Annotated in this window: 22 protein-coding genes; 13 read left to right on the top strand and 9 right to left on the bottom strand. The window is 65.1% G+C overall.

Annotation, left to right across the window (positions count from 1 at the left end):
• Nucleotides 1–13 precede the first annotated feature (13 nt).
• Nucleotides 14–871 carry a hydroxymethylpyrimidine/phosphomethylpyrimidine kinase gene (locus AC5RUQ_RS05050; RefSeq protein WP_493946276.1) on the top strand — a complete coding sequence of 286 codons (858 nt, stop codon included), beginning with the start codon at nt 14–16 and terminating at the stop codon, nt 869–871.
• A gap of 17 nt (nt 872–888) precedes the next feature.
• Here AC5RUQ_RS05050 and AC5RUQ_RS05045 read toward each other — a convergent pair whose 3' ends face one another.
• Nucleotides 889–1,491 (bottom strand): TetR/AcrR family transcriptional regulator, encoded by a 603-nt coding sequence (locus AC5RUQ_RS05045; protein WP_493946275.1) that lies wholly within the window; start codon nt 1,489–1,491, stop codon nt 889–891.
• A gap of 99 nt (nt 1,492–1,590) precedes the next feature.
• Here AC5RUQ_RS05045 and AC5RUQ_RS05040 point away from each other — a divergent pair, with 99 nt between their 5' ends.
• Nucleotides 1,591–1,875, top strand: coding sequence for a hypothetical protein (locus tag AC5RUQ_RS05040; protein ID WP_493946274.1), 285 nt, complete (start codon nt 1,591–1,593; stop codon nt 1,873–1,875).
• A 6-nt stretch (nt 1,876–1,881) separates the two neighbouring features.
• Here the strand turns inward: AC5RUQ_RS05040 and AC5RUQ_RS05035 are convergent, their stop codons facing one another.
• Both AC5RUQ_RS05035 and AC5RUQ_RS05030 read right to left on the bottom strand, forming a co-directional pair.
• Entirely contained in the window at nt 1,882–3,126 is a 1,245-nt protein-coding gene (locus AC5RUQ_RS05035; RefSeq protein WP_493946273.1) for a serpin family protein, read from the bottom strand.
• Nucleotides 3,127–3,700: 574 nt separating this feature from the next.
• Nucleotides 3,701–5,212 (bottom strand): helix-turn-helix domain-containing protein, encoded by a 1,512-nt coding sequence (locus AC5RUQ_RS05030; protein WP_493946272.1) that lies wholly within the window; start codon nt 5,210–5,212, stop codon nt 3,701–3,703.
• A 148-nt stretch (nt 5,213–5,360) separates the two neighbouring features.
• On the opposite strand from AC5RUQ_RS05030, the gene aceA reads away from it, so the two are divergent.
• A complete protein-coding gene (gene aceA, locus AC5RUQ_RS05025; RefSeq protein WP_493946271.1) occupies nt 5,361–6,704 on the top strand; it encodes an isocitrate lyase in 1,344 nt (447 codons plus the stop codon).
• A 253-nt stretch (nt 6,705–6,957) separates the two neighbouring features.
• Nucleotides 6,958–8,610 carry a malate synthase A gene (aceB, locus tag AC5RUQ_RS05020; RefSeq protein ID WP_493946270.1) on the top strand — a complete coding sequence of 551 codons (1,653 nt, stop codon included), beginning with the start codon at nt 6,958–6,960 and terminating at the stop codon, nt 8,608–8,610.
• Nucleotides 8,611–8,924: 314 nt separating this feature from the next.
• On the opposite strand, the gene AC5RUQ_RS05015 is transcribed toward aceB, so the two are convergent.
• Nucleotides 8,925–10,121: an MFS transporter gene (locus AC5RUQ_RS05015; protein ID WP_493946269.1), complete on the bottom strand. Its 1,197-nt coding sequence runs from the start codon at nt 10,119–10,121 to the stop codon at nt 8,925–8,927.
• Between the two features lie 141 nt (nt 10,122–10,262).
• On the opposite strand from AC5RUQ_RS05015, the gene AC5RUQ_RS05010 reads away from it, so the two are divergent.
• On the top strand, nt 10,263–11,222 hold the full coding sequence (locus AC5RUQ_RS05010) for a D-2-hydroxyacid dehydrogenase family protein (RefSeq protein ID WP_493946268.1): 960 nt from the start codon (nt 10,263–10,265) through the stop codon (nt 11,220–11,222).
• Nucleotides 11,223–11,270: 48 nt separating this feature from the next.
• Here the strand turns inward: AC5RUQ_RS05010 and AC5RUQ_RS05005 are convergent, their stop codons facing one another.
• The gene (locus AC5RUQ_RS05005; RefSeq protein ID WP_493946267.1) at nt 11,271–12,479 is read right to left on the bottom strand and encodes an ROK family transcriptional regulator; all 1,209 of its coding nucleotides are present in this window, start codon (nt 12,477–12,479) and stop codon (nt 11,271–11,273) included.
• Between the two features lie 153 nt (nt 12,480–12,632).
• On the opposite strand from AC5RUQ_RS05005, the gene AC5RUQ_RS05000 reads away from it, so the two are divergent.
• The 5 genes from AC5RUQ_RS05000 to AC5RUQ_RS04980 all read left to right on the top strand — a co-directional run bounded on the left by AC5RUQ_RS05000 (nt 12,633) and on the right by AC5RUQ_RS04980 (nt 17,335).
• Nucleotides 12,633–13,388: a sugar phosphate isomerase/epimerase family protein gene (locus AC5RUQ_RS05000; protein WP_493946266.1), complete on the top strand. Its 756-nt coding sequence runs from the start codon at nt 12,633–12,635 to the stop codon at nt 13,386–13,388.
• Entirely contained in the window at nt 13,385–14,530 is a 1,146-nt protein-coding gene (locus tag AC5RUQ_RS04995) for a Gfo/Idh/MocA family protein (protein WP_493946265.1), read from the top strand. The genes AC5RUQ_RS05000 and AC5RUQ_RS04995 overlap by 4 nt, the downstream gene beginning before the upstream one ends.
• A complete protein-coding gene (locus AC5RUQ_RS04990; protein WP_493946264.1) occupies nt 14,527–15,714 on the top strand; it encodes a Gfo/Idh/MocA family protein in 1,188 nt (395 codons plus the stop codon). The genes AC5RUQ_RS04995 and AC5RUQ_RS04990 overlap by 4 nt, the downstream gene beginning before the upstream one ends.
• Before the next feature lies 1 nt (nt 15,715).
• Nucleotides 15,716–16,711 (top strand): sugar phosphate isomerase/epimerase family protein, encoded by a 996-nt coding sequence (locus tag AC5RUQ_RS04985; protein ID WP_493946263.1) that lies wholly within the window; start codon nt 15,716–15,718, stop codon nt 16,709–16,711.
• 90 nt (nt 16,712–16,801) lie between these two features.
• Complete coding sequence (locus tag AC5RUQ_RS04980; protein ID WP_493946262.1) at nt 16,802–17,335, top strand: GNAT family N-acetyltransferase; 534 nt, start codon at nt 16,802–16,804, stop codon at nt 17,333–17,335.
• 37 nt (nt 17,336–17,372) lie between these two features.
• Here the strand turns inward: AC5RUQ_RS04980 and AC5RUQ_RS04975 are convergent, their stop codons facing one another.
• On the bottom strand, nt 17,373–19,520 hold the full coding sequence (locus AC5RUQ_RS04975) for an amylo-alpha-1,6-glucosidase (protein WP_493946261.1): 2,148 nt from the start codon (nt 19,518–19,520) through the stop codon (nt 17,373–17,375).
• Nucleotides 19,521–19,574: 54 nt separating this feature from the next.
• Nucleotides 19,575–20,636, bottom strand: coding sequence for a glycosyltransferase family 4 protein (locus AC5RUQ_RS04970; RefSeq protein ID WP_493946260.1), 1,062 nt, complete (start codon nt 20,634–20,636; stop codon nt 19,575–19,577).
• A 225-nt stretch (nt 20,637–20,861) separates the two neighbouring features.
• Here AC5RUQ_RS04970 and AC5RUQ_RS04965 point away from each other — a divergent pair, with 225 nt between their 5' ends.
• Together AC5RUQ_RS04965 and AC5RUQ_RS04960 are read left to right on the top strand one after the other, a co-directional pair.
• A complete protein-coding gene (locus AC5RUQ_RS04965) occupies nt 20,862–21,563 on the top strand; it encodes a DsbA family oxidoreductase (protein ID WP_493946259.1) in 702 nt (233 codons plus the stop codon).
• 36 nt (nt 21,564–21,599) lie between these two features.
• A complete protein-coding gene (locus tag AC5RUQ_RS04960; protein WP_493946258.1) occupies nt 21,600–22,250 on the top strand; it encodes a TetR/AcrR family transcriptional regulator in 651 nt (216 codons plus the stop codon).
• 71 nt (nt 22,251–22,321) lie between these two features.
• Here the strand turns inward: AC5RUQ_RS04960 and AC5RUQ_RS04955 are convergent, their stop codons facing one another.
• On the bottom strand, nt 22,322–22,996 hold the full coding sequence (locus tag AC5RUQ_RS04955; RefSeq protein ID WP_493946257.1) for a LytR C-terminal domain-containing protein: 675 nt from the start codon (nt 22,994–22,996) through the stop codon (nt 22,322–22,324).
• Nucleotides 22,989–23,288 carry a type II toxin-antitoxin system VapB family antitoxin gene (locus AC5RUQ_RS04950; protein WP_170850843.1) on the bottom strand — a complete coding sequence of 100 codons (300 nt, stop codon included), beginning with the start codon at nt 23,286–23,288 and terminating at the stop codon, nt 22,989–22,991. The genes AC5RUQ_RS04955 and AC5RUQ_RS04950 overlap by 8 nt, the downstream gene beginning before the upstream one ends.
• 161 nt (nt 23,289–23,449) lie before the next feature.
• On the opposite strand from AC5RUQ_RS04950, the gene AC5RUQ_RS04945 reads away from it, so the two are divergent.
• On the top strand, nt 23,450–24,379 hold the full coding sequence (locus AC5RUQ_RS04945) for a hypothetical protein (RefSeq protein WP_493946256.1): 930 nt from the start codon (nt 23,450–23,452) through the stop codon (nt 24,377–24,379).
• Nucleotides 24,380–24,423: the final 44 nt, after the last annotated feature.

Here is a 24,423-nt window from a genome sequence, read left to right as displayed (position 1 = left end):
GCAGGATAGTGCCATGACTTCTGTTTCCGCCGATGTCCACTCCCCCGCTGCTGCTCCCGCCGTCGTCCTGACGATCGCAGGTTCTGAGGCCACCGGCGGCGCCGGCGCCCAAGCCGACCTGAAGACCTTCCAGGAGCTCGGCGTCTTTGGCATCGCCAACCTGACCTGCATCGTGTCCTTCAACCCGAACGACAGCTGGAACCACCGCTTTGTGCCCGTTGACCAGCAGGTGATCGCCGACCAACTGGAGGCGACGACGGCGGCCTACGGGCGGGACTCCGGCGCACCGTCAGTCCTGGAGACGGTGAAGATCGGCATGCTGGGCAGTCCGGCCACCATCAGCACCGTGGCGGGTGCCCTCGAGGCGGGTCAGTTCCGCAACGTGGTCCTGGACCCCGTTCTCATCTGCAAGGGCCAGGAGCCCGGGCACGCATTGGACACAGACCAGGCGCTGAAGGCACAGATCCTCCCGCTGGCCACCTTCGTGACCCCGAACCACTTTGAAGCCGAGTCCCTGTCTGGGATGGAGATCACCGACGTCGAATCCTTGAAGGCCGCGGCTGTGCGCATCCACGAAATCAGCGGAGCAGCAGTATTGGCCAAGGGTGGCGTGCGGCTGGCAGGCCCCGACGCCGTCGACGTTTTCTATGACGGCGAAACGCTCGAGGTGCTGAGCGCGCCCAAGGTCGGGGACGTCGCGGTGTCCGGCGCCGGGTGCTCCCTCGCCGCTGCAGTAACGGCTGAGCTGGCCAAGGGCGCGGTGCCGCTGCAGGCTGCCCGCACAGCAAAAGCGTTTGTCACTGCCGGGATCCGGAACCGCGTAGCTTCGGGCGCGCCCTTTGATGCCCTCTGGCAGGGCGGCGCCAGCTAGCTACTGGTTACCCAGGGCTAAGCCGCAGGCGACGGAACTCCTTCAAGGAGGCTTTCAGCCATCAGCCGTGCGGTCCGCGAAACAAAGGCCCGACGGCGGTCCATGCGGTCAGGAGCCGATCCGGCCAATAGTGCGTCGATCTGGGGCAGCACCTGCCAGCCATCGCACAGCGTCACGATGGTGATGACGAGGTCTGCAGCGTCCGTGCGGTCGATCCCGGGCAACACTGCGAGCATTTGGTCCACCTTGACGGCACAGTGGTCCGCGCGCGTGGCCCGGTCCACTGTCTGGCTCCCGCGCTCCAGCCCCTCCCAAAAAAGGAGTCGCGCCAGAGCGGTGTCCCTCGAATGACGGTCGAAGAGCCTGGCGGCGTATTCCCCTACGGCTGCGACGCCATGCCCCTCGATAGGCACCTCGGTCATCACCTTCGTCATTTCTGCTGCCAACACGGCGTCGAAAAGGTCATCCTTTTTTCCGAAGTACTGGTAGATGCGCTCCTTGTTCACGCCCGCCGCCGCCGCAATGCGGTCCACCCGGGCGCCTGCCAGGCCTTTCTCACTGAATTCTTCCGTGGCGGCCGCGAGCAGCAGCGCTTTGGTGCGTTCGGTATCCCAGGCCATGACCTCATCCTACGCCAATTCCAACTAAGTGGTTGCAGTTTTGCTCGTCCAGGTCTAGTGTCAATCCCAGCAAAAGCAACCAGACAGTTGGAGATTCCCGTGAATAGCACTACCGCCCCCGCCGCGCCCGCGACCAGCCCCGTGTCCCCTGCCGCCCCTTCGGTCCACGTCCGTGCTGTCATTACGTGGCTGGCCATCTTCCCGCTGGTGGCGCTAGGGATGATGGGAAGCGCACCGCTGGTGGAAAACTGGCACCCGGTCCTCAGGGCGCTGGCGCTCACCCTGGTGGTCGTTCCGGCGGCGGTGTATGTTGTGCTGCCGCGCCTGTTCGCCGCATACGGTGCCATCCGCCGCCGCCGTCCCGGTGGCAGGTCCGGCCGCTAAGGCAAGTCAGCGCGGGTCCGCAACCTTTCCCATGAACAGCGGCAGGCCACTCTCCACATGCACAATCTGGTAGTGGAACGGCCGGTTGAAGGTGATGGACCTCGTGGGCTGGGGCGGGGCACTGGTGACCATGCCGTTGATCTGGGTGACCGCGGCGGCCACCGTCCCCTTTTCCGCGACTGTGATGTTGGCGTCCTGCGCGGCCTGGGTGACCATCAGGCCCGGTTGAATCGCGTCGAAGTCGCGGGTGGTTTCCAAGGTTTTGCCGAGCCCCAGTTGTTCTAGAACGGCCCGCACGTCGAAACTGCTCTTGTGGTCCCAGGTGGGCAGCGCCAGTTGGACGATCTCGGGCTCGGCTCCTTCCAGCGCTCGTGCCACCTCGGCCAGCCGGTCCGCCTCAAGTGAGGCACCGCCGTCGGAACCTTCAGCGGGAAGCACCAGCCGCATCACGAACCCCTCTCCGTAAGGCAAGTCCACCGCCTGCCAGCCGGGCCCCTCCGCGAATGCCATGTCCTGCTGGCCGTGCATCATCGGCACGCTCACGCGGCCGCCCTGTCCCGTGGCAAACGGTGCATCCGACGTGGCCTCGGCATTAAACGGAACATCCCAGGCGGCGGCAAAATAGACGGTGTTCAGGAGGCTGAAGGTGTTCCTCGTGTCGTACCGGGCGGGCGCCTTCTCGATCCTGCCGCCAGTGTTCCTGTTGACCCACGCATCCATCGCGGGTTTGGTTTGTGACTCGTCACGGAAGTCCACGGGATAAACTCCCGTGCCGTAGTGCTCCGCCAGAGTCTCCAGATAGTCCTCGCCGGTGGAAACGTTCCTGTCCAAAAACAAGCCGTTCGCGGTGTGCAGGAGCGGCTTGGCAGGCGGGTTCTCCTCGTCAACGGACCCCGGATCGCCGTCGTACTCCTCCAAGGAGGCGAGCAAAGCGTTCATGGCTTCATCCCGCGCCGTTTCCGGAAGCCCTAGTACCGCGTCCATTTCTGCGGCGGCTTCCCCTGAGGCGCCGGCGCGCAACATGGCCAGAGCAACCAGCAGGCTTCCCGGTGACGCAACAACGTTGCCTTCTCCCCCTACGGCCAGGAGAGCATTACCCAGCCTGAACGCGGAATCCCGATAGGCGGACACTTCCGCGCGGAATTCGTCGCGGTCCACGGCCAGCCGTTCGACGCCGTCGGCCGTGAGTAACCCCGGCGGCGCCGGGGCTGCGCACGCTGCCAGTCCTATCAGGGCACCCAATGCAATCATCCGCTGAAAACGAAACACCTCTGTTGCCTCCCCCGGCAGACGATGGCGGGAATCCGCCTCCTCCCAGTGAAACAGCGACGGCGGCATCAGGCGATGCCTATTCGGTCACGCTTTGCACTCATTAGGGTCTCTCCGGCCCGTGCCGGCCGGGTTTACCTTCCACGGACCCCTCACCACGACGCTCTCTCACTTAACGCAGGAAAACCCGGGGCGCTCTCTCACTTCTTGATGAAAGTGAGAGAGCGTAGGGGCTTTTCCTGCAGAACCTGAGAGAGCGTCCTGGTGCGGCGAGGTACGACGACGGGTGGCTGCCGCCGTCGTACTGCCCTGGTTCGCTCTGTTCCCCCAGCCGCCATCGCTGCCCGCCCACAGCGGGGCGGGGCGCTTCCGCATACCGGAAGCTTCACCGGTGAAGGTCAACGCTCCATCACGTCCTGCATAGAAATGGGCAACGCTCTCTCACCGATCACGGATTGGATCAAAACCCTGCCGCAGGCACTGAGAGAGCGTTCGGGAAAACACCACAGCAAGTGAGAGAGCGTTCAGGAAAACACCACAGCAAGTGAGAGAGCGTTCAGTTTCCCGAGTGGGCCTGCAGGAAGCTGTACACCTCGGTTTCGTCCACCCCGGGGAACGCGCCCGGCGGCATGGCGGCGAGCAGATGGGAGTGGGCGCGGGCGGAGGGCCACGCGTTCCCTGCCCACTCCGACGTCAGCGATTCCGGCGGGCGTTTGCAGCAGGTGGGATCGGGGCAGTTTGAAGCAGCCCGCGCCGTCGTCTCCCGCCCGCGGAACCACTTCACGTGCTGGTACGGCACCCCGATGCTCAGCGAAAACTCCCCACTGGCGGAACGTTCCGTGCGCGCCGTGCACCAGTACGTACCGGACGGCGTATCCGTGTACTGGCTGTAGGCGCTGAACTTGTCCGGTACGTCGAAAACAGCGCGTGACGTCCAGGCCTTGCACGAGGGCTGCCCTTCAATGGCGCCGGTATGGTCCTGAGGAAAGTTCACGCCGTCGTTCTCATAGGCCTTGTAGATGATCCCGCTCTGGTGCGTCTTCTGGAAATGCGTGGTGATGCCCAGATGCTTGGTGGCCAGGTTCGTGAAGCGGTGGGCCGCTGTCTCATAGGAAACGGCAAAAGCGTCCCGGATATCCTCTACGGCGATTTCCTTCGCGGCCTTGGCCTTTTGCAAAAATTCCACAGTTGCCTGCTCAGGGAGGAGAAGGGCTGCGGCGAAATAGTTGGTGGCCACCCGTTGGGCGAGGAAATCACCGTAGTTCCTGGGCGTTTCGTGCCCCAGCACGTAGTGGCCCAGGGCCTGCAGCAACACCGAGCGCGGATCGTGGTCCTGCCGCTGGCTCTGGGTCAGGTAAATTCTGCGGTTCTTCAGATCCGTGACGGAGCGGGTTGAATGGGGCAGGTCGCCCACATGGTGCAGGGTGAAACCGAGGTGCTCGGCAATGTCCGCGATCACGTGCTGGCTCAGCGGCCCGGTGGTATAACCCACTTCCTTGAGGACCTTCTGTGCTTCGGCTTCGTACTCCGGAAAATAGTTCCCCCGCTCCCTCATCATGGCCCGGAGTTCACCGTTGGCGCGGCGGGCTTCCTCCGGAGTTGCTACCTGCTCGTTCATCTTTCGTTCGAGCTCCTGCAGCAGCCCCACCTGGGCCTCGAGCACATCGAGTGGAAGCCGCGAACTGATGCGGATTTTCGGCAGATTCAGGGATTCGTAGAGGGGCCCGCGCTGATACCGCTCAAGCTCGATCTCCAGGGCCGCCCGGCGGCTGGGCGGTTCGGCTCCCAGCAGCTGGTCGATACTGACGTTCAGTGCGGACGCCAGGTGCTGAAGGAGCCCGAGTTTTGGTTCCCGCTTTCCGTTTTCGATCAGGCTCAGCTGGCTGGGCGCTGTCCCGACGGCGGCGCTGAGGCCTTCGAGCGTAAGCCCCGCCTGTTTGCGGAGGTGGCGTACCCGGCGGCCGAGTGAAATGACGTCCAGGTCAACCGCCGCCCCTGGCGGCGGCTGGGAAACTTCCCGGTTCCAGCTTGTAAGCGACATTTCTGAAGAATACGGGAAGAAGTGCATTTCTTTCCACAGTTTTTCTCTACCAACCCTGTTGGAAGTGCTGAAAAGTAGTGATCACGGAAAGAAACAACGCACCGGGAAGCCGGCGGGAAGCGCAAAGGCGCGGTTCCCGCCTACCGATCCCGGAGCTCAATCAAGGAGATCAACGATGACTGCAGCATTTGAGCCCACCCAGCAGCCGTCCGGCCAGGACACAGAATCACAGGCCGCCGCCCTGGAGCTCGAGTGGGCCGCCAACCCCCGCTGGGAAGGTGTGACCCGGGACTACTCAGCCTCCGACGTCGTCCGCCTCCGCGGCCGCGTCACCGAAGAACACACCCTGGCCCGCCGCGGCGCAGAGAAGCTGTGGAAGCAGCTCACCGAAGAGCACAAGGAAGGCAAGTACACCAATGCCCTCGGCGCCCTGACCGGCAACCAGGCCGTGCAGCAGGTCAAAGCCGGGCTCCGTGCAATCTACCTCTCCGGCTGGCAGGTGGCCGCTGACGCCAACAACTCCGGCCACACCTACCCGGACCAGTCCCTCTACCCGGCCAACTCCGTCCCAACGGTGGTTCGCCGCATCAACAACGCCCTGCTCCGGGCAGACCAGATCGAATTCGCCGAGGGCGTGCAGACCGTCGAGGACTGGATGGTCCCGATCGTCGCCGACGCCGAGGCAGGGTTTGGCGGCCCGCTGAACGCCTACGAGCTCATGAAATCCATGATCCAGGCCGGCGCCTCCGGCGTTCACTGGGAAGACCAGCTCGCCTCCGAAAAGAAGTGCGGCCACCTCGGCGGCAAGGTCCTAATCCCCACCCAGCAGCACGTCCGCACCCTGAACGCCGCCCGCCTCGCGGCCGACGTCGCCGGCACCCCCACGGTGGTCATCGCCCGCACCGACGCCGAGGCAGCCACCCTGATCACCTCCGACGTGGACGAACGCGACCAGGAATTCATCCTCCGCGAAGGCGGACAACCCGTCCGCACCGCCGAGGGCTTCTACAAGGTCCGCAACGGCATCGAACCCTGCATCGCCCGCGCCAAGGCCTACGCCCCCTACTCGGACCTGATCTGGATGGAGACCGGCACCCCGGACCTGGAACTGGCCCGCAAGTTCGCCGAAGCCGTCAAGGCCGAGTTCCCGGACCAGATGCTCTCCTACAACTGCTCGCCGTCGTTCAACTGGCGCAAGCACCTGGACGACGCCACCATCGCCAAGTTCCAGCGTGAACTCGGCGCCATGGGCTTCACCTTCCAGTTCATCACCCTGGCCGGCTTCCACGCCCTGAACTACTCGATGTTCGACCTCGCCCACGGCTACGCCCGTGAAGGCATGAGCGCCTACGTCGAGCTCCAGGAAAAGGAATTCGCCTCCGAATCCCGCGGCTACACCGCAACCAAGCACCAGCGCGAAGTCGGCACCGGCTACTTCGACGACATCGCCACCGCGCTCAACCCGAACGCATCCACCCTCGCATTGGTCGGATCGACCGAAGAGGGCCAGTTCCACTAACCACATTCCCCACAGGTGAGTAGTTCGCTTGGCTCACCAAAGAGGCACGACGGCGGCACTCATCTAAGCGTGACCGTCGCTGGCCAGGAAGGGGAATCCGGAAGCGTGCGTAAAAGGGCCCTGTCCCCGTCGTTGACCGAGCTCTGCGAGGTCTTACGACGGGGACAGGGAATAGCACGCGGAGGATTTCCCTTCCAGGCCCACCTGGGCAGTACCGCCGTCGAACTTCCCTTTCGTCTTTAAGGAGACAGAAATGAACAGCTTTACTGACAGCTTCACGATTAATGGCATAACCCTGACCGCCCAGCCGATTTGCCGGCAGAACGAGGTCCTTACTCCGGACGCACTGGAGTTCGTGGCGAAGCTGCATCGGGCGACGGCGGCGCGGCGCCAGGAACTTCTGCAGGCGCGGCGGACCCGGCGGGCTGAGATTGCCGGCGGGCAGGACCCCCGGTTCCTGCGGGAGACCGAGCACGTCCGTAATGACCCGTCCTGGCGGGTCGCTCCCCCGGCACCCGGACTGGAGGACCGGCGGGTGGAGATCACCGGCCCGGTGGACAAGAAGATGACCATCAACGCCCTGAACTCCGGTGCGAAGGTGTGGCTCGCGGACATGGAGGACTCCTCAACCCCCACGTGGCGCAACGTCATCAAGGGCCAACTGAACCTCACCGACGCACTGGAGCGCCGGATCGACTTCACCACCGAAGAAGGCAAGGAATACAAGCTCCGCCCCGCCGGGGACCTGCCCACCATCGTGGTCCGCCCCCGCGGCTGGCACCTGCCGGAGAAGCACATGCTGATCGACGGCGCCCCGGTGGCCGGCGGGATCGTTGACTTCGGCCTGTTCTTCTTCCACAACGCCCGCCGCCTGCTGGCCCAGGGCAAGGGCCCGTACTTCTACCTGCCCAAGATCGAAAACCACCTCGAAGCCAGGCTCTGGAATGACATCTTCATCCTCGCCCAGGACCTCCTCGGCATCCCGCAGGGCACTATCCGCGCCACAGTGCTGATCGAAACCATCACGGCCGCCTTCGAGATGGAGGAGATCCTCTACGAACTGCGCGACCACGCCGCGGGCCTGAACGCCGGCCGCTGGGACTACATCTTCTCCCTTATCAAGAACTTCCGCACCCGCGGCCCCCGGTTCGTCCTCCCGGACCGCGGCCAGGTGACCATGACCCAGCCCTTCATGCGCGCCTACACCGAGCAGCTCGTCCGCGCCTGCCACAAGCGCGGCGCCATGGCCATCGGCGGGATGGCAGCAGCTGTGCCCAACCGCAAGGACCCCGAAGCGAATGCCAACGCCTTCGAAAAGGTCCGCGCGGACAAGTCCCGCGAGGCCAGCGACGGCTTTGACGGCTCCTGGGTGGCCCACCCCGACCTCGTTCCGGTCTGCCGCGAAGTGTTCGACACCATCCTCGGCGACAAACCCAACCAGCTGGACCGCACCCGCGACGACGTCACCCCTGATGACCGGGCTCTGATCAACGTTGCCGCCACCGAGGGCACCATCACCGAACAGGGCATCCGCAACAACATCGAAGTGGGGATCCGCTACATCGAATCCTGGCTCCGGGGCAACGGCGCGGTAGCGATCCACAACCTGATGGAAGACGCCGCCACTGCCGAAATCTCCCGCTCCCAACTCTGGCAGTGGATCTACGCCCGCGCCATCACCGACCACGGCGAAATCATCACCCACCACTGGGTAGAGGAACTCCTCGACGAGGAATTCGCAAGGCTCGAACGCTTCGACGGCGACCGCTTCGAAGACGCCCGCGACATCTTCGAAGAAGTCACCCTGGCCCAGGACTTCCCGTCCTTCCTCACCCTCCCCGCCTACGCCCGCTACCTCACAGAAGCGCGTGAACGCGCATCGGTCGAGGAGCTCGCTGCAGCATAACCAGACTTCCGTCCGCCGGGCCGGCACGCCCTCCGCAACAGGCACCTCCGAAATCCGGAGGGTCGGCCCGGCGACGGAGCACCCCCTGAGCAGGTCCGGTGCCGGGCGTCCCCACCCCCACGACAACCGGACGCTCTCTCACCTAACGCAACACATCCAAAGATCCTCTCTCACTTTCCAGAAGACAGTGAGAGAGCGTCAGCCGTTAATCTGCATTAAGTGAGAGAGCGTCCCGGGAGGCCGGGTGGGGACGGCAGGGGAAAGCACGATGAACGCCGGGGGAAAGCACGACGGCGGCGGGCTGCTGTTACGAGTCACCGCCCCTTGGGCACCCGCCGCACGGAGAGGGTGGCAGCAAGGAAAAACGTCAGCACCGACGCCAAAATAAGGAGCAGGGCCGGTGTCCAGGATCCTGAGACGTCGTGCACGTATCCCACCAGTGGTGGAGCGACGGCACCGAAGCAGTAACCCAGCCCCTGGACGGTGGCGGACATCCGGCCGGCGGCAACCTGGTCGCGGGCCAGCTTGATGATGGCGATGAAGATCAGCGTAATCCCGCCGCCCTGGGCAACCCCGCCAAAGACTGACCACAGCCACCAGAGCTCGGGGGCCAGCAGGAGCCCGGCCGGCACTGTGGTCCACAACAGGCCCAAGGTGACGGCCACCGTCGTCGTACTGAAGTACTTGGCGGCGAACGGCACGCCGAGGCCGCCCACAATGGCAAACACCTGGAACAGCGAGGATCCCGCTCCGGCCGCAGCAGCGGACATGCCGAGTTCGTCATTGAGGTAGCTGGGCAGCCACGCAGTGACGGCGTAGTAGGAGAAGGCCTGTCCTGCGAACGCAGCCGTCAGCCCCGCCGTGGTCCATGCCGATCCGGCACCAGCTCCGTCCCTGGGTCCGTCCGGGACATCAGCGGGGGAAGGAACGAAGGCATTGCGCAGTCCGACGGCGAGCGCCCAGCACACCATTGCCGCTACAGCGAAGACTCCCACCGACGCGAGCGCCAGCCGCCACCCCGCCAGTTCGGCCAGCGGCGCCGTGACCATCGAGGTCAGGAAGGAGCCAACGTTCAGCGCGGCCGTATAAACGCCCATGGCCGTTCCCTGCCGCAAGGGCGGGAAGTCGCGGCGGATGATGAGGGGCGCGGCGATGTTGCCGATGGTGATGGCAAGGCCAATCACCACTGTCCCCGCCAGCACCAGTGCCGGGCCACCTGCCGAACGGACGATGACCCCGGCCAGCACGCCCAGGATGGTGAGGCTCACCGCGAACTCGGCGCCATACCCCCGGGCCACCAGCGAAGCCAGGGGTGCTGCGAGCGCGAAGCACAGCACCGGGATGCTGGTCAGCAGCCCCAGCACCACAGGGGAAAAACCCAGGTCCGCCTGCATAACATCCACTACCGGGGCCACGGCCACAAATGGGCCGCGAAGGTTCAGCGCCAGCAGCCCGATGCAGGCCAGCAGGATCCAGGTGTTCGGAATCCTGGCGAGGAAGCGGGCCCTCACCGGCAGGGCTTAGGGGTGTGATCACGTTTCATTACCCCCATTGCTATCACGGGCACCAACACGGCAGTTCCCCGTGGCGGCGTGCCGGTCCTGCCTTACGATGAACATCACAGCCGCAGACTCCGGGACGAAGGACACACCATGCAGCACCGGCTTGCCATCCTTGACGACTACCAGGACGTGGCGCATGGCTTCGCGGATTGGTCCTCCCTCGAGGCGGACGGCGTGGCGGTCACCTCCTACCGGGAACCGTTTGCATCGCAGGACGCTCTGGTGTCCGCTTTGGCAGGTGTCACCATCATCATTGCAATGCGGGAGCGGACGGCCTTCCCGCGGGAGGTGCTTGAAAAGCTCCCCGCCCTCCAGCTCCTGGTGACCACGGGCATGGCGAACGCGTCCATCGACGTGGAGGCGGCGGCTGAGCTTGGAATGACGGTGTGCGGTACGCCCGGATCGCCCACCGCCGCCCCGGAACTGACGTGGGCACTGCTCCTGGCCATCGCGCGCAACATCCCCGCCGAGGACGCTTCGCTCCGCTCCGGCGGCTGGCAGAGCGCGGTGGGGTTCGAACTCGCGGGCAAGACGTTGGGCGTGGTGGGCCTGGGCAAGATAGGCCGCAGGATTGCCGCGTACGGCCAGGCTTTCGGCATGGAGGTCCTTGCGTGGAGCCAGAACCTGGCAGACGAGGACGCAGCGGAGGCCGGGGTGCAGAAAGTGTCCAAGGCCGACCTGTTTCGAAATTCCGACGTCGCCACGCTCCACCTGCGCCTGTCTCCCCGTTCCGAGGGCATAGTGGGCGAACCGGAGCTGCGGCTGCTGGGGCCCGACGGCGTCCTGGTGAACACCGCAAGAGGTCCTTTGGTTGACCAGGACGCCCTGGTGCGGGCCCTGTCCGAAGGCTGGATCGCCGGCGCCGCGCTGGATGTCTTCGACCACGAACCCCTGCCCGCAGGCCACCCGCTCCTCAGTGCCCCCAACACGGTGCTGTCCCCGCACCTGGGCTACGTCACACGGGAGAGCTACCGGCAGTTTTACGGCGGGGCGCTGGAGGACGTGAAGGCCTGGCTCGCTGGCTCACCCGTGCGTGTGATTTCCGCCTGAACCGAATTTCAGCCTGTCCTCCGGTACGGCCGAAAGGGACGCAGCAGGCTACCCGGTTGCCTGAAGGGTTGCCTCGATCGCTGCCGGGGCCAACACGTGCTGCGTTACCATCTGGCTTGCTCCCAGGATGGCAGCCCGGTCGCCGGCCAGGGACAGTGCGATCCGAAGGTGGGCCGTGGCCAGCGGCAGCGAGCGCCGGTAAACCACCTCGCGTACGCCTGCCATCAGGTGTTCACCGGCCTGGCCCAGGCTTCCGCCAATCACCACGACAGACGGATTGAGCAGGTTCACCACGGTGGCCAGGACGTCGCCCACGTCCCTGCCCGCCTGGCGCAGCACCTGGATGGCCTGCAGGTTTCCCTGCGCCACAAGCCGCAGGACGTCACTGCCCTTCGCGGCATGCACGCCCTGCCGGTTCAGCTCCGCGGCCAACGCCGGACCGGATGCCAAAGCCTCGAGGCAGCCGTAGTTGCCGCAGCGGCAGAGCACGTCGTCGCCTCGAGGGACCCGCACGTGGCCCAGGTCGCCGGCGGTACCATTGGCACCGCGCTGCAGGGTCCCGCTGCTGATGATCCCGGAGCCGATTCCGGTGGCTACTTTGATGAACAGGAAATTGTCGTCCCCGGGCCAGTGCGCGGTCCGCTCCCCCAACGCCATGATGTTCACGTCGTTGTCCACCAGCACCGGGACCGGCAGGGAGCGCTGGACGTAGGTGACGACGTCGAACCCGTCCCAGCCCGGCATGATGGGCGGCTTGACGGGCTGGCCCGTGGAGTGCTCCACCGGCCCCGGCAAGCCGATTCCGACACCTGCCAGATCAGCCGCATCCCGCCCTGCCGCGGCCAGGAGCGACAATCCCTCCTTGAGCGCACGGGCCAGGACGGCCTCGGGGCCGTCCGCTACATCCTGCGCCAGGCGCTGTTCGGCGAGGACGTTGCTGTTGAGGTCCGTGACGGCGACGATCATGTGGGTGGCCCCTACATCCACCGCCAACACCACGCGCACCGCGGGGTTAAAAGCAAAGCGCGACGGCGGCCTTCCGCCGCTCGAGTTCGCCTCACCGGCAGGGCCCACCAGTCCTGATGCGATGAGTGCGTCAATGCGCGCTGCCACTGTGGAGCGTGCCAGACCGGTGGTCAGCGCCAGTTCGGCCCGCGTCCGCGCCTTACCGTCGCGGAGGAGCTGGAACAGGTCGCCTGCCCCACCCTGGGCTGTGGCAGGCTCAGACGCCGCGGTGCTGCCTGCTGTCTTGGTCATAGGAAATAGATAGCACGGCTACTTCTGTATGTCACGCGGTCAACTTTTGCTTGACGCAAAGCAAAAGTAGCCCTAGCTTTGCAGTAGACCAAGGGGCTGTGGCCAAGACCACTCCCCGCAGCCCGGAACCGAGTACGAAACTCAGGAGACCACATGTCCTATTCCCTCCAGCTCTATACCGTGCGGAACGCTATCCAGGAGGATCTTTCCGGCACCATCAAAAAAGTGGCGGAGATCGGCTTCGCCCAGGTAGAGCCCTACAACTTCGTCGCCACCGCCAAGGAACTCGGCGCGGCCCTGAAGGAGAATGGCCTCACCGCGCCTTCCGGCCATGCACCGCTGCTGAGCCAGGACCAGGACGAAATTTTCGCTGCAGCCAAGGAACTAGGCATCACCACAGTGATCGATCCTTTTATTCCCGCCGACCGCTGGCAGTCAGCCGAGGACGTCCAGGCGACGGCCGCCCAGCTGAACGAGGCAGCCAAAAAGGGTGCAGAATACGGCGTTCGGGTGGGTTACCACAACCACCAGTGGGAGCTTGAGTCCATCATCGAGGGCCGGACCGCCCTGGAGTACTTCGCAGACCTGCTGGACCCCGAACTGGTTCTGGAGGTAGACACCTACTGGGTGGCCGTCGGCGGCCAGGACCCCGTGGACATCCTCACCAAGCTCGGGAACCGCGTGAAGTTCATCCACATCAAAGACGGGCCATTGACCACAGACACCAAGGCCCAGCTTCCGGCGGGCAAGGGCAAGGTGGCGGTCCTGGACGTCATCGCAGCAGCAAAGTCGCTCGAAGCGGGAGTGGTGGAGTTTGATGACTACGACGGCGACATCTTCGACGGCATCGCCCAGAGCCTGAAGTTCCTGCAGGAGTCCGGCACCGCCACGGCAGGAGCAGAAGCATGAGCGCCGCATCGCCCCTGAACGCCGCAACCGGGCACGGTCCGGTAGGCGTTGCCGTCATCGGCGCCGGGAACATCAGCAAGCAGTACCTGGACAACCTCACCGTTTTCCCGGACCTCAAGGTGCACGTCATCGCGGACCTGTTCGAGGAAGCGGCGGAAGCCCGCGCCAAGGAATATGGCATCCCCGAGTGGGGCGGAGTCGAAAAGGCGCTGAACCACCCGGACGTCGAAATCATCGTCAACCTGACCATCCCGGCCGCCCACGTCGAAGTTGCCACGGCCGCCGTAAACGCCGGCAAGCACGTCTGGACCGAGAAGCCCTTCTCGCTGGACCGCGAATCCGGCGTGGGCCTGCTCAAAACCGCTGACGCCGCAGGGATCCGCCTCGGCTGCGCTCCGGACACGTTCCTCGGTGCCGGCCTGCAAACCGCACTGCGACTGATCGGGCGCGGCGATATCGGAACCCCCCTTACCGCGATGACCACCTTCCAGACCCCGGGCCCGGAATCATGGCATCCAAACCCGGCATTCCTTTTCCAGCACGGCGCCGGCCCCCTGTTCGACATGGGTCCCTACTACCTCACCACCCTGATCCAGGCCTTCGGCTCCATCCGCAAAGTGGCCGCCGTCGGGTCCAAGGCCAAAGAAATCCGCGTGATCGGTTCGGGACCCAAAGCCGGCGAAGAGTTCACCGTGGAGGTCCCCACCCACGTGTCCGCCATGGCCCAGTTCGAAAGCGGCGCTTCCTCGCACAGCGTGTTCTCGTTCGAGTCTCCGCGCGTGCGGATGGGCTTCGTGGAGATCACCGGCACCGAGGCCACCATCTCACTGCCGGACCCCAACTATTTCGACGGCAACATCAAGCTGTGGCGCGCAGGCGACGAGGACTGGACCACCATCCCCGCCACCGGCCCGGCGAACGGCCGCGGCATGGGGGTGCTGGACATGGCGAGGTCGATCCGCGCAGGTGTCCCGCACCGGGCCACAGGCGAACTGGCCTACCACGTGCTGGATGCCATGGTCTCCATCAACGAATCCGTGGAATCCGGGACGTTCGTGGACGTGGCCAGCTCGGCGTCCGCGTCGCCCGCGCTCCCCGAAGACTGGGCCCCGGAAACGCTGACCCTTGGGGCTTCCGCATGAGGCAGGAACCAAGCAACAGGGGCCCGCTGGGCGTAGCGATGATCGGTTACGCCTTCATGGGCAAGGCACATTCGAACGCGTGGCGGAACGTGGCAAGCTACTTCGACGTCCCCGCCTTCGAACAGAAAATCCTCGTTGGCAGGGACGCCGCCGCAGTCTCGGAAGCCGCCGCCAAGTACGGGTGGAGCGAAACGGCCACCGACTGGCGCTCGGTGCTGGACCGGGACGACATCCATATCGTGGACATCTGCGCCCCGGGCTGGATGCACGCCGAGATTGCCATCGCAGCCCTCGAAGCCGGCAAGCACGTGCTGCTGGAAAAGCCGCTGGCCAACACCCTGGCCGAGGCTGAGGCCATCACCGCCGCAGCCCAGGCAGCCAGGGTCAAGGGTGCGCAGTCAATGGTGGGGTTCAATTACCGCCGCGTTCCCGCCCTGGCCCTTGCGAAGGAGCTGATCGCGGAAGGCAGGCTCGGTACCGTCCGCCAGGTCCGCGCGGCCTACCTGCAGGACTGGCTCGCCGATGAGTCCGCGCCCATGACCTGGCGGCTGAAGAAGGACACCGCAGGCTCCGGTGCGCTGGGGGACATCGCCTCCCACGCCATCGACCAGGTCCTCTTCCTGCTCGATGACCAGGTCACGGAGGTTTCGGGACGCCTGCAGACCTTCGTGCGCCGCCGGCCCGGCGCCCAGGGGCTTGAAGACGTAACGGTCGACGACGCCGCCTGGGCAACGCTGACCCTCGCCTCCGGGGTGGTCGCCTCAGTGGAGGCCTCCCGGGTGGCCACCGGCCGGAAGAATTCCCTGCAGCTGGAGGTCTACGGCGACAAGGGTGCCATCATGTTCGACCTGGAGAACCTTAACGAACTCCGGTTCCTTGACGCCACTGCGCCTGCCCGTGAGCAGGGCTTCCGCCGCATCCTGGTGAGCGAACCCGAGCACCCCTACCTGGACGCCTGGTGGCCGCAAGGCCACATCATCGGCTGGGAGCACACCTTCACCCACGAAGTCCGCGACTTCCTGCTCGCCATCGACGGCGGCACTGAACCTTCGCCGTCGTTCGAGGACGGGCTGGAAGTCCAGCGCATCCTTGCTGCCGTCGAGGAGTCGGCCGCTGCAAAGAGCTCGACCATCCAGCTCACTCCCGCCGCCCGGCCTGCCGCAACCACCACCGAAGGAGCCTGACATGCCCCGCCCCTATACCCTGTTCACCGGCCAGTGGGCCGACCTCCCCTTCGAGGAAGTCGCGCGCCTGGCCTCCGGCTGGGGTTACGACGGCCTGGAAATCGCGGTCTCCGGGGACCACCTGGACGCCTGGCGCTGGGACGAACCCGGCTACGTCGAATCCAAGCTCGCCGTGCTGGAGAAGTACAACCTGAAGGTTTGGGCCATCTCCAACCACCTCAAGGGCCAGGCCGTCTGCGATGACCCCATCGACTTCCGCCACGAAGCCATCGTCGGCGCCAAGGTCTGGGGCGACGGCGACCCCGAAGGCGTCCGCCAAAGGGCCGCCGAGGAAATGAAACACACCGCCCGGCTCGCCAAGGCACTCGGCGTGGACACCGTGGTCGGGTTCACCGGCTCCTCCATCTGGCAGTACGTCGCCATGTTCCCGCCCGTCCCCGAAAAAGTCATCGACGCCGGCTACCAGGACTTCGCCGACCGCTGGAACCCCATCCTGGACGTCTTCGACGAAAACGGCGTCCGCTTCGCCCACGAAGTCCACCCCTCCGAGATCGCCTACGACTACTGGACCACCGTCCGCACCCTCGAGGCGATCAACCACCGCGAAGCGTTCGGGCTGAACTGGGACCCCTCGCACATGATGTGGCAGGGCATCGACCCCGTCTCCTTCATCTGGGACTTCAAAGACCGGATCTACCACGTGGACTGCAAAGACACCAAGATCCGCCAAACCGGCCGCAACACCGTCCTGGGCTCCCACCTCGCCTGGGGCGACCCCCGCCGCGGCTGGGACTTTGTCTCCGCAGGCCGCGGCGACGTCCCCTGGGAAGCGTCCTTCCGCGCCCTGTCAGCCATCGGCTACGACGGACCCATCTCGGTGGAATGGGAGGACGCCGGCATGGACCGCCTCCACGGCGCCCCCGAAGCCCTCGCCGCCCTCAAGAAGTTCGACTTCCCGCCGTCGAACACCTCCTTCGACGCCGCCTTCAAGCAGTAACCCGAAAAGTTTCTGTCCAGGTATGCAGGCGGCTTCGAGCCCTGCATACCTGGACAGAAACTCGGAAGGCAGGCCACGTACAATCCCTGCATGACACCTTCCATCCGAAAGGCAACAACGGACGACGCCGGCGCGCTGGCTGTGCTGGCGGCCGTCACCTTTCCGCTGGCGTGCCCGCCGTCATCGTCGCCTCAGGACATCGCGGCGCACCTTGCCAACACGCTCAGCGAACGGCACTTCCAGGCGTACCTCGCCGACCCGGACGTCACCATCCTGGTGATCGATGCCGGCGGCGACCTGCGCGGCTACAGCCTGCTGGTGAACCGGCCGGCAGAAGACCCGGACGTGGTTTCAGTGCTGGGAATCCTGCCATCGGTGGAACTCAGCAAGTGCTATGTGCACCCGGAACACCACGGGCTCGGTGCCGCTGCAGAACTGATGCACGCCAGTTTGGATGCGGCTGCGCGAGCAGGAGGACTGGGCGTCTGGCTGGGTGTCAACAGCCAGAACGCCAGGGCCGTCCGCTTCTACGAAAAATCCGGATTCCGCAAGGTGGGCACCAAATCGTTCCAACTGAGCAGCACCGTGGAGCATGACTTCGTGCTGGAGCGCCCGGTCCCCTGACGGCTGCACCAGCCTCGGTGCCAGCATGCTTGTGCCTTCAGGCGTGCTGGTGAGCCTTTGGCGGGTAGGCCAGGGGCGGACGTGGTTCCGATAAGAGCTTCAGGCCCGGTGGGAGCCCATCAATGCTGCCGCCGGTCCCGTGGGCCCTGATAGTGATTCGGGAGGTGTCGATAAGGACGTTCGCAGCCTCGAAATCGCCCATGTCCTCGGGGAGGATCGGCGCCAAGTGCACCACTCCGTGGGTGTAGACGGGGTCGAAGCGGAGCAGCACGCGCATCAGCTGCACCGGTGCCGCCGCAGCCCAGGCCTGGGGTGAGCACGCGGTGGGGTAGGGCACAGGTCCTGCGAACTCGCCGCGGTCAAAACCGCAAAACAGTTCCGGCAGCCGTCCGTCGAAGTGTTCGGCGGCGTCAATGAGGCCGGAAGCAACCCGCCGCGCCTCCTCCACGAATCCGTACCGCATCAGCCCTGTGGCCACCAGCGCAGAGTCGTGCGGCCAGACCGAACCGTTGTGGTAACTCACGGGATTGTAGGCGCCCATGTCCGACCCGAGGGTGCGGATGCCCCAGCCTGAGAACATTTGGGGCGACATCAGATGCTCCACCACGGAGGGTGCCTTGTCCTCGTCCACGATGCCCGTCCAGAGGCAATGGCCCATGTTCGAGGTACAGGCATCCACTGCCCGTTTGTCCTTGTCCAGCGCCACCGCGAAATAACCCTTGTCCGGCAGCCAGAACTTTTCATTGAAGGCAGCCTTGAGGGTAGCGGCCTTGTCGGCCCAATGCTGTTCCAGAGCCACATCGCCGTCCCAGCGCGCAAGCAGCGACCTGCCGATATAGGCGGAGTAGACGTACGCCTGAACTTCGCACAGGGCGATAGGAGCTTCTGCCATGGTGCCGTCAGCAAAGTTGATACCGTCCCACGAGTCCTTCCAGCCCTGGTTGACCAGCCCGTGGTCATTAGGCCTCTTGTACTCAACGAATCCGTCGCCGTCGCGGTCACCGTATTTCTCAATCCAGTCCAGGGCACGGTCCGCATGCGGAAGCAGCGGGTGGATGATCTCGCGAGAGAGGCCCCAGCGGCTCAACTCGCCCAGGAGGCCCACGAACAACGGGGTGGCGTCTGCTGTGCCGTAATAAGCTATGCCTCCCAGCGACAGCCCGGCAGTCACACCCAGCCTCACCTCGTGCGGAATTCGTCCCGGTTCTTCTTCCGAGTCCGGATCCACCTTGGTTCCCTGCAGCCCGGCCAGGGTCTGCAGCGTTCCGGCCGCCAGTTTCGGACTCACCAACAGGCTCATGTAGGACGAGAGCAGCGAGTCCCGGCCGAACAGGGCCATAAACCACGGCGCCCCAGCTGCCACCGCCACCCGGCCGGGATGGTGCTCGTCGAAGATCCGCAAGGAGCCCAGGTCGCTCTGGCTACGGTTAAGCACCTGCTGCAGGTTGCTGTCCGTCACTGTGACCTGGGGGACGTTTTCCTCCCAGGCCCGGTGCCGGCGTACCCCTTCGCGGTGGCGTGGAAGCCGCTCCTCGGTGAAAGGATCGGCCGGTGCCTGTCCGTTGACGAGTGGCACCACAATGACGCTGGTGGCCCACTTGCCCCTGGCAGGCACCGTAGCGTGGAAGCGGAGTCCATCGGTGCCGACGTCGGCACCTGCCGCCCTGATTGAGGTTCCCCGCCGCTGCCCGTGGCGGCCGGCCTCGATCACGAGGCTGCCGTCAACTACTTCGCGCGTCGCCTCAGCGCCCCGCGTTGTCCGGCCGCCCTTGACGTCGAAGAGATCGGCCTGGTCGGCATCCAGGAGCAGCTCGATCTCGCAGTCCACGGGCTCGGCCGAGAAGTTTTCCAGGGTGATGTCGTCCTGCAGGCCTGGACCGACGTGACGGGCCTGGCGGACCACCAGGGGGCTGTCGAACCTGCCGTCCGGCCACTTTGCCCGGCCAACAAAGGTGGCTCCGAAGGGCTGCGGCTTCTGGGCGACGAGGGGCTCACGAAGCGCGCCGTTGATCCGCAAGATCCAGCGGGAGATGATGCGGGTGTCCTGGAAAAATGCCCCATTTGCGCCGGCGTCAGCACTAATGTCGCCCGTTTCAGACGAGATGCAGAACGAGGACCCTTCCACGATCGTGACCGACCCTGATTCGGATGCGCCCGCTTCAGTATCGGCGTTCCATGCGGTCATGAAGGCACTCCTTCGCTAGGCGGCGGACTTTTCGCGGATTCCCAAGACCATCCCTTAAAAATTCTGGTGCAACCTGACGGTATCCGGAACCCCTGCCGGCGGCTCCCCTGCAACCAGCCTCTCGAAAAGCCAAAGGTGCTCGTTCACCATGCGTTCCTCGCTGAACCGATCCTCCGCAACCTTCCGGCAGGCTGCCCGGCTGAGCCCTTCCGCCTCCTGTACAAAGCCTGCCAGTTGCTGCGTACGCCCCAAGAATCCGGTCTGGCCATGATCGATGATTTCGGGCGCGGACCCCACGGCCGTGCCTATCACCGGGGTACCGGTGGCAAGCGCCTCGATCATGACCAGCCCGAAGGGCTCCGACCATTGGATGGGGTTCAGGAAGGCCAGCGCTTCACCCATCAGCTTGTATTTGGCTTCGTCGTTGACTTCCCCCACAAAGTCTTCGTTGGGTCCCAGCAGGGGTTCAATGACCTCATGGAAGTAGCGCAACTCCTCTGACTCGCGCATCTTGACCGCGATCCGCAAAGGCATGCCCGCCTCGCGGGCAACCATGATGGCTTCCAGCAGGCCCTTGTCCGGGCAGGCCCGCCCGACGAAGCACAGGTAGCCGCCGGCACCGGATCCTACCGGCACGGAGGAGACGTCCATGCCGTGATGGATCACCCTGGTCACTGGAACGCCCGCGACATGGGAGGTCTGGTCCCTTGAGATGGCAATGACCGCTCCCCTGCGTGCAATGGCCCGGTAGATGTCGGCAGACTCAGCAGTGAGCGGTCCATGCATGGTTGTTACCAAAGGAACCCGGTCAGGGCGGTGCAGGTACAGCGGTCCGGCCATCGTGTGGTCATGGATAATGTCGGCGTCCTGCAGCCCCTCGTAGGCCCTGACCACATGGCTCAGCTCCGAGAGGGTGCAGTTCAAACCACCCTGTTCGGCAGGCCGCATTCCGGGAACCCTCGGCACGGGGCAGCTGCTTTCCGGGGACGCTGCCAGCAGTACCTCATGTCCAGCCTCATGGAACCCCCGTGCCAGGCTGTCCACTACCCTTTCGGTGCCACCGTACGTTAACGGTGGAACCGGAATCCATGGTCCAGCAACCAGTCCTATCCGCATTCCTGGCCTCGCCTAGAACAGGCCGGGCTCCCCAGTTGGCCAAGCAATTTTATCCGCAGAACCTGCTTCGGGCCGCGGCGTTGCGGGAACCAGCGAACACCCGGGGACGTCCGTGGAACCCACACTCTGACTATTGCCCAGGATCACCCCGGGGACAAGACCTTGTGTGCGGTATCTAACACCGATTCCAGGAATGGTGGCCGGAAACCCGCTGTTGGCCCCAATATGAAGATTGAGATCTGGTCGGACGTCGCGTGCCCGTGGTGCTACATCGGAAAACGCCGCTTTGAGGCAGCCCTGGCGGCCTTCCCGCACAAGGAAGCGGTGGACGTGACGTGGCGCAGCTACCAGCTGGATCCCACCCTCCCCGAGCACTACGACGGGACGGAGCTGGACTACCTCAGCAGCCGCAAGGGCATGCCCCGGCAGCAGGTTTCGCAGATGTTTGACCACGTCACGCAGCAGGCCAAGGGCGAGGGCCTCCACTACCGGTTCGATTCGGTGGTGGTGGCGAACAGCTTCACCGCACACCGCCTGATCCATCTTGCCGCCGCCCACGGCAAGCAGGACGAAGCCAAGGAACGCCTGCTCAGCGACCATTTGGAGCACGGCAAGGACATCGGCAACCGCGGATACCTGACGTCGCTCGCCCTCGATCTGGGCATCAGCACCGATGAAGCGGATGAGCTGTTCACCACGGACAAGTACGCCGACGACGTCCGCCTCGATTTCGAGGAAGGCCGCGCCCTGGGCATCAGCGGAGTCCCTTTCTTCGTCATAGACCGCAAGTTCGGGCTCTCCGGCGCCCAGCCAGTCGAAACGTTCACCGCAGCGCTGACGCAGGCCTGGCAGGATGCCAACCCGCTGGTGCTGGTGAACTCCACCGACGGCGAAGCCTGTGGCCCGGACGGCTGCGTCCAGCCGTAACCGCGGTTTGGTGACACTTCGCGGTAAAGTGTCTACATGCCCAGGATTTCAGCGGCCAGCAACGCCGAGCAGCGCGCGGAAACACAGCGCCGCATCCTCACCGCCTTTGGCGAGCTCCTCTTTTCCCACGGCCTTCCCGGGCTGACCATGACGGATGTGGCCCGGCACGCAGGGGTGGGCCGGACCGCCGTCTACAACTATTACGCGGACATCGAAGAGCTCCTGATCTCCTATGCCCTTGAGGAGACGGAGAAGTTCCTGTCCGAGCTCCGCGAAGCCCTTGGCCGCCTGGACAACCCGGTGGAACGGCTGGCACTGTACGTGCGCGCCCAGGTGGTGGACCTCAGCCGCCGCCACCTGCCGCCCGGGCCGGCGATGGGAGCCGTGCTGTCGCCGTCGTCCTTTGCCAAACTCGCGGACCATGTGGGCGAGCTGAGCGTCCTGTTGCAGGGCATCCTGCGCGATGGGATGGAGCAGGGGTACCTGCCGACGGCGGACATCGGCCAGCAGGCGCAGCTGATCCTTGGCACGCTGTCCTCCAGCGCGGCCAGGGGCAGTGACGAGCCCGCGGAGCTGGAAGCCAGGGTGGCCAGGACCGTGCGCTTCATCCAGCTGGGCGCGGGAGCGAGGTTCGACGACGCCGGCCGCCCCGTCCGCCTTGCCTCGCTTCCCGCCGTTGCCAGCTGAGCGCCTGCCACCTTTAGTCCCCGCCAGGCCAGCCTAGAAACCAGGCCCGATAGCGCATCTGCGGGTTCGACTCAGGGCGCGGGTGCCGCCGAGGGGATGACGGGCGACTTGTCGTCGTCCGCGATCCGGCGGCTTTCGCGGGGGCAGCTAAGGGTGCCTGGCGTCTGGTCAACGAGCTCCGCCGGGGCCAGCGCAGCGTAGTCCTGGGCAAGGATCACGTCCACGCTGCCATCTGTCCTGCCGTCCTGGAAGTAATCCGAGCCCGGCAGGTTGCGCTGGACGCTGAACGCAGCTGACTGGCCGGCAGCCCCGGACACCACGGCGGCGACGCCGCGGTAGCTGGCCTCGACATTGGACACCGCCCCTACAACGAACTTCCGGGCCAGGAACTCGTCCGCCACTGACCGCGCCAGGCCCGGCCTGCTCGTGGAGTTATAGACGTTGAGGTTGATCTTGTCGTTGGGGGTGTAGTCGAAGGTCGCCGCGGGGCAGGTGGAGACAGTCTCCTGCGCAGGCTCGGCGGCAGGAATCTTCAGGCGCCCGTTGATGATGGCCAGCGCGGTGATAATCGCGGCCACGATGAGTCCGATGAGGACCACAAGCACCACCGCATGCAGCACGCGGCGGCGCACCCGCACCGTGTCATCGGCGCCGCTGTCGGCTTCGAACGCGGCCCGCAACTCAGGGCCGGTAACAACGTGGTGGCCGTGGAGGACGCTGGCGTCCTGCTGCTTCTTCCTAGCCATCTATGACCAGTACACGGGCATGGATCGCCGTGCGTTGGTGCAGGGCGGTCCGGACGGCGCGGTGCAGACCGTCCTCCAGGTAAAGGGTTCCCTGGTACTGCACCACGTGCGGAAAAAGGTCTCCGAAGAAAGTGGAATCCTCGGCCAGGAGCGCCTCCAGGTCCAGGGTGCGCTTGGTGGTCACCAATTCGTCCAGCCTGACCGGACGCGGGGGCAGCGCAGCCCACTCCTTGGGGGTGTTGTAACCATGGTCAGGGTAAGGGCGGCCCTCGCCCACAGCTTTGAATATCACCATGCCACCCTAGGCACCCGATGGTCCCAGCGAAAGTAGCCAGCACGCCGTCGGGCAGGTTGTAGCCAAACAGTGACCAAGTGTTACACGCGGTCGTCTACGCGGGACGGCACCGGGAGTTCACGGTGCTGACATAACGGTGCTGCTGACAGAATGGAGGCATGACAGCATCCGAGTTCCTTGCCGCCTCCACGTCAGACGTACACCACCCGGCCACGCCTTCCCTCGCGCTGCTGCTGGATGTGGACGGGCCAATTGCAAGTCCGGTTACGCGCGATGTGAAACAGGACATCATCCGGGATCTCGTTGCCCTGGCCTCTGCCGGCATTCCCGTCATTTTCAACACCGGCCGCTCCGATGCCTTCATCCGTGAGCAGGTCATGGAACCGATGATCGCTGCCGGCATTCCGGCCGGTACCATCATCCACGCCATCTGTGAAAAAGGCGCCGTGTGGTTCAGCTATACGTCAGCAGGTCCCGGTCCCATCCACGTGGACCGCGACCTGGCGGTGCCCGCAGCCTATGGTGACGACGTCAGGCGGCTGGTGGCAGAGGACTACGCGGCGCATATGTTCTTCGATGAAACCAAGCGGGCCATGGTGTCCGTAGAACAGCACATTGGCGTGGTCGATACCGATTACCTGGCCGAACAGAAACTTTTCGACGCTGACGCCATGGACCTGATGGGCCGCCACGGGCTGGGGGTGGTCCGGCTGGACCACCATGCCCCCAATTCCGACGACGAAGTGGACTACCGGGTGGACCCCACCATCATTTCTACAGACATTGAGTCGGTGCGGCTCGGCAAGGATCTCGGCGCCAGCCGGGCAGTGGAACTGCTCGCCGCCCAAGGCATCACGCCACAGGCCTGGCGGACAGTGGGAGATTCCCGCACGGACTACGCCATGGCTGACTGGCTTCACCACAACGACCACCCGGTAAAGCATGTGGATGTCCGGCCTGCCGATGGCGTTCCGGACAAGCCTTACCCTGTCCTGACCGCCGCGGACCTGGGACTCGAGGCCACCGTCATCCACGACGACGCCGGCGGCGCTTTCCTGCGCAGCTGGCTGGAAGAACTGGGCGCCTAACCCGGTTCCATACCCCGGGCAACCCCGCCTGAAACCTGCTGTTT

The sequence above is a fragment of the Arthrobacter sp. MDT2-3 genome (assembly GCF_059090465.1).
This window is presented reverse-complemented; position numbering and strand designations above follow the sequence as displayed.

Bases quoted from the DNA above. Each gene is read 5' to 3' on its own strand.
- AC5RUQ_RS04980 (WP_493946262.1), top strand. From the start codon at position 16,802: ATGACACCTTCCATCCGAAAGGCAACAACGGACGACGCCGGCGCGCTG.
- AC5RUQ_RS04990 (WP_493946264.1), top strand. From the start codon at position 14,527: ATGAGGCAGGAACCAAGCAACAGGGGCCCGCTGGGCGTAGCGATGATC.
- AC5RUQ_RS05030 (WP_493946272.1), bottom strand. From the start codon at position 5,212: ATGCACTTCTTCCCGTATTCTTCAGAAATGTCGCTTACAAGCTGGAAC.
- AC5RUQ_RS04970 (WP_493946260.1), bottom strand. From the start codon at position 20,636: ATGCGGATAGGACTGGTTGCTGGACCATGGATTCCGGTTCCACCGTTA.
- aceB (WP_493946270.1), top strand. From the start codon at position 6,958: ATGAACAGCTTTACTGACAGCTTCACGATTAATGGCATAACCCTGACC.
- AC5RUQ_RS05050 (WP_493946276.1), top strand. From the start codon at position 14: ATGACTTCTGTTTCCGCCGATGTCCACTCCCCCGCTGCTGCTCCCGCC.
- AC5RUQ_RS04955 (WP_493946257.1), bottom strand. From the start codon at position 22,996: ATGGCTAGGAAGAAGCAGCAGGACGCCAGCGTCCTCCACGGCCACCAC.
- AC5RUQ_RS04945 (WP_493946256.1), top strand. From the start codon at position 23,450: ATGACAGCATCCGAGTTCCTTGCCGCCTCCACGTCAGACGTACACCAC.
- AC5RUQ_RS05005 (WP_493946267.1), bottom strand. From the start codon at position 12,479: ATGACCAAGACAGCAGGCAGCACCGCGGCGTCTGAGCCTGCCACAGCC.
- AC5RUQ_RS05035 (WP_493946273.1), bottom strand. From the start codon at position 3,126: ATGATTGCATTGGGTGCCCTGATAGGACTGGCAGCGTGCGCAGCCCCG.
- aceA (WP_493946271.1), top strand. From the start codon at position 5,361: ATGACTGCAGCATTTGAGCCCACCCAGCAGCCGTCCGGCCAGGACACA.
- AC5RUQ_RS05010 (WP_493946268.1), top strand. From the start codon at position 10,263: ATGCAGCACCGGCTTGCCATCCTTGACGACTACCAGGACGTGGCGCAT.
- AC5RUQ_RS04995 (WP_493946265.1), top strand. From the start codon at position 13,385: ATGAGCGCCGCATCGCCCCTGAACGCCGCAACCGGGCACGGTCCGGTA.
- AC5RUQ_RS04975 (WP_493946261.1), bottom strand. From the start codon at position 19,520: ATGACCGCATGGAACGCCGATACTGAAGCGGGCGCATCCGAATCAGGG.
- AC5RUQ_RS05000 (WP_493946266.1), top strand. From the start codon at position 12,633: ATGTCCTATTCCCTCCAGCTCTATACCGTGCGGAACGCTATCCAGGAG.
- AC5RUQ_RS04985 (WP_493946263.1), top strand. From the start codon at position 15,716: ATGCCCCGCCCCTATACCCTGTTCACCGGCCAGTGGGCCGACCTCCCC.
- AC5RUQ_RS04965 (WP_493946259.1), top strand. From the start codon at position 20,862: ATGAAGATTGAGATCTGGTCGGACGTCGCGTGCCCGTGGTGCTACATC.
- AC5RUQ_RS04960 (WP_493946258.1), top strand. From the start codon at position 21,600: ATGCCCAGGATTTCAGCGGCCAGCAACGCCGAGCAGCGCGCGGAAACA.
- AC5RUQ_RS05045 (WP_493946275.1), bottom strand. From the start codon at position 1,491: ATGGCCTGGGATACCGAACGCACCAAAGCGCTGCTGCTCGCGGCCGCC.